Source organism: Frankia sp. CcWB2 (assembly GCF_977927585.1).
The window spans coordinates 1-3375 of record NZ_CDWRCM010000291.1 but is presented as its reverse complement, the minus strand read 5'-3'; the positions used below and the strand labels follow the sequence as shown (position 1 = coordinate 3375).

Here is a 3375-nt window from a genome sequence, read left to right as displayed (position 1 = left end):
GGGCCAGGGTGCGTGCGGCGGCGACCAGAGTGCGCGCCAGGGTGCGCGCGGCGGCGGGCAGAGCGGTGCGCGGGGTGGAACGCGGGGTGGGGCGGGCCAGTTCCGCCGCGGCCCGGAGGGCCAGGGCCGGCCGGACCGCTCCAGGGGTTCGGACTCCAACACCCGGTACGGCAACACCCGGTACGGCGGATCGCCGCGTGCGGGCGATGCGGGATCCGGTAGTTCCTCCAGCTCCTCTTCCTCCTCGGCTTCCTCGTTCGACCGCCGCCCGGGTGGGGCTCGGCGTCCGGAGGGGACTGGCGCTGGGCGTGCCCCGGCGGCTGGCGGTGAGCGATTCTCCCGAGCCGACGGCCCGCGCGGTGACCGGGGCGCGAACGGAGCCTCCGCCCGCAACCGGGGTGCCGCCGAGGCAGCTTGGCGCGAGCGTCGAGGTCGGCCGGGCGCGGAGGAGACCGGTCGGTCCGGAAGGCCGACTAGCCGTCCCGACCACGGCAGACCGGGGCGCGACTCCTCGGTATTCCATCGGCCCGAGCAGGCCCGGGCCAGCAGCGACGGCCCGCAGCCCCGGCACGACGGCCCTGAACGGCCGACTCACGGCAGAGTCTGGCGTTCCGATGGCGACCGTCCCGCGGGTACGCGCTCGGCCGGCCTGCGGCCCGGCGGCGATCGAGGCCGGGAGTCCCGGGAGACGCGGGAGTCCCGGGACACCAGCGGTGGAGGGGCCCGCCGCGACGGCGCCGCTCGCGCCGAGCACCGCGGCCGGCCGTTCACCGAGGCTTCCAGGCCCGGGGGCGGCGGCCCCCGCGGCGGCCGTCCGACCGGGCCGGGCCGGCCCGACAGAACCGACCGGGCTGGCCGGACAGATCAGACTGAGCAGGGCAGCCGGCGGGCCCGGGTGCCGGCTCCGCCACTTCCCGACGAGGCCCGCGCGGACCTGCTGGACCACGACGTGCGCCGCTCCCTTCGGGGGCTGCCGTCGTCGCTCGCCGACACGATCGCCCGCCATCTCGTCGCAACCGCCCTGCTGCTCGACGACGATCCCGCCCGCGCGCTTGCCCACGCCCGCGCCGCCGCCGATCGAGTGCCACGCCTGCCCGCGGTGCGCGAGGCGGTCGGTATCGCGGCTTACCACGCGGGGGAGTACGCGACGGCCCTGGTGGAACTTCGGGCCGCTCGTCGGATGGACGGTTCCGCGCACAACCTGCCGCTGATGGCGGACAGCGAACGGGGGCTGGGCCGGCCGGAGCGTACCGTCGCCTACCTGCGGGATCCGCAGATCGACCAGCTTGATCCGGCCGCTCGGGCGGAGATGCTCATCGTCGTCTCCGGGGCCCGCCGGGACCTCGGTCAGCCGGAGGCCGCCGTCGTGTTGCTGCGGGATCTGGCCACGGCCAAGACGCCGCCCGCGCCGTGGACCGCCCGTCTTTGGTACGCCTATGCCGAGGCGCTGCTTGCCGCCGGTCGTCCCGAGGAGGCCGCACGCTGGTTCACCTCCACGGCGGCGATCGACGAAGGAGAGACTGACGCTGACGCCCGCGCGTATCTGATCATGACTGGTCGGCCTCTCCCCGAGGAGAGCGAGGAGGCTGCGCGGGACGGCGTGGATCTCCTGCTCTCCGATCGGGCCGGTCCCGGCGCGGACGCCGGGACCGAGGCGAATACCGAAGCGAATGTCGATCAGGACGTTACCGACCATGATCTTACTGATCATGGTGACGCCCCTGGCCCCGGCCTCGAGACCGAGGGGACGAAGACCGAGGGGTAGGACCGTCCGGCCGAGGGCCACTCCGCCCGCGGTATCCGTGGGTCTGCGGGGAGGTGGGTCCGCGGTGGAGACGGACCGTACCTACGCCGGTCATGCGTACGCCGGTCAGTCGTCGAGTGGACGCAGCACGAGTCCGGTGCGCGGCTTCGGGGTGAACAACGTCGACTTGCGCGGCATCCGCTCGCCGGCCTCGGCGACGGCCGCCACATCGGCGATCGGGGTGGGGTTGAGCAGCAGCGCGGTACCTCCCGCCGCAGCCGCCGCGGCGATCGCGGCCGGCGCGTCGTGGTGGTAGTCGACCACGCCCACCGTGTCCGTCAACCCCCAGACGTCCACGATCAACGCAAGATGAGTGACGGTGACGTCGAGTCCACGGAAGGCCGCCGACCGCTCGGGGGGCAGACTACGCGCGAGCAGGTCGGGGTCGGGCTCGGTGAGCAGGTAGGCCGCGGTGCCGTTGGTGACCACGAATGCGTGCCCGCCCTGCCCGGCCTTGGCCAGCTCCTCCACCAGCGCGTCCGGGTCCGCGCCTGCCGGCCCCACGCCACCGGCATCCCCGGCAGTGGTACCACCTCCGGCAGCGGTACCGCCCTCGCCGGGCCCGGCGAGCTGACGCACGGTGAACACCTCGGCGGCCCGCCGCACTGCCTCGGCGAGCCCGAGACCACGCACCACCCGGTGGATGGCGTGCACCTGGGGCCCCGAGACGGTCGCGTCGACGAGGAAGGCCAGGCCGAAGTCCCAGGGACCCGAACCATCCCCGGCGGCGTGCCGTTCCGCCTGGTACTGGCGGTAGGTGGCGTACCGATGGTGGCCGTCTGCGATCACCGCGCGCCGGGGCAGCAGGTCCGCGGCGATGGCGGTGAGGACCGCCGGATCGTCGATGGCCCAGAGCCGGTGCGTCACCCCGTCGCCCGTGGACGTCTCCACCAGTGGCGTCGTGGCGACCACCATCGAGACCACCCGGCTGGTCTCGCCGCCGCCGGCGTAGAGCAGGAAGATCGGTTCCAGGTTCGCGCGGGTCGCGCGGGTCAGCGCCAACCGGTCTGAGACCGGGCCCGCCATGGTGTTCTCATGCGGGAGGATGATCCCCGCATCCGGATCGGTCAGCGCGACCGCCCCGATCAGCCCGCGCTGGGCATGGCCGGCCTGCTCCTCCTCGTAGACGTAGACGGAGGCCTTCTCGTCGCGACGCAGCACCCCGCTGTCCAGCCATGCCCGCAGCGTGCGGGCGGCCCCGTCGTAGTCCTCCCCGGGGAGGATGAGCCGTACCACGTTGTGCTCGTCGCGCGCCTGGAGTTCCGCCCGCTCGGCGTCGTCGATGACGTCGTAGGGCGGGGAGGTCAGCGGGGCGAGGTCCGGCCCGGAGGACGGAAATCGTGCGGCCCGGAACGGGGCGAGCACGAGACCCGCCGGGGCGGGAACGGGACGATCGGCGTCAACCATGAGCCGCATCGTAGGGCCCCGAGAGTGCGGACCCGGTGTGACCCGGGAGTGCCCTCGCCACTGACCGCCCGTGTTCCGGCCGGCCCAACCGGGCGAGAGGAACATTTCACCACCTTTACGTAGTGCGAGCGTGCCATCGGAGCGGCGGGACGGTGGACAGCGCA

General features: G+C 74.0%; 2 protein-coding genes. One reads left to right on the top strand and one right to left on the bottom strand.

Annotation, left to right across the window (positions count from 1 at the left end; genetic code table 11):
• The first annotated feature begins 895 nt into the window (after positions 1-895).
• Positions 896-1765 (top strand): tetratricopeptide repeat protein, encoded by an 870-nt coding sequence (locus tag ACY45C_RS20620; protein WP_462189205.1) that lies wholly within the window; start codon positions 896-898, stop codon positions 1763-1765.
• 105 nt (positions 1766-1870) lie between these two features.
• Here ACY45C_RS20620 and ACY45C_RS20615 read toward each other — a convergent pair whose 3' ends face one another.
• Entirely contained in the window at positions 1871-3220 is a 1350-nt protein-coding gene (locus tag ACY45C_RS20615; RefSeq protein ID WP_462189204.1) for a DUF1015 family protein, read from the bottom strand.
• Positions 3221-3375 lie beyond the last annotated feature (155 nt).